This window comes from Psychromarinibacter sediminicola (assembly GCF_029168335.1).
GTDB classification, from domain to species: Bacteria; Pseudomonadota; Alphaproteobacteria; order Rhodobacterales; family Rhodobacteraceae; genus Psychromarinibacter; species Psychromarinibacter sediminicola.
The window spans coordinates 1-335 of record NZ_JARGYC010000263.1; the positions used below are offsets into that span (position 1 = coordinate 1).

General features: G+C 65.1%; 1 protein-coding gene. It reads left to right on the forward strand.

Annotated features, from left to right (window positions below; all coding sequences use genetic code 11):
* Window positions 1-335: DDE-type integrase/transposase/recombinase (locus P1J78_RS25285; protein WP_275570119.1), on the forward strand; the 335-nt coding region annotated here is incomplete at both ends.

The window sequence follows — 335 nt, forward strand, 5'->3', positions numbered from 1 at the left end:
GACCTGCTGCATGAACGCGGGATCGACGTCAGCCACGAGGCGGTCCGGTTCTGGTGGCACCGGTTCGGGCCGGTGTTTGCAGCCGAGATCCGGAAGCGCCGGATCGAGGGAATGCGGTCGAGCCAGTGGCGAAGGCACCCGGGCGAGATGGTCGTGAAGATCAACGGTGAGCGCCACTACTTGTGGCGGGCTGTCGACCACGAGGGCGAGGCGCTGGAAAGCTTCGTGACGAAGACCCGTGACAAGAAGGCGGCCCTGAAATTCCTACGGAAATCGATGAAGCGCTACGGCCGGCCGGACACGATCGTGACGGACCGGCTTCGGTCCTACGGCGC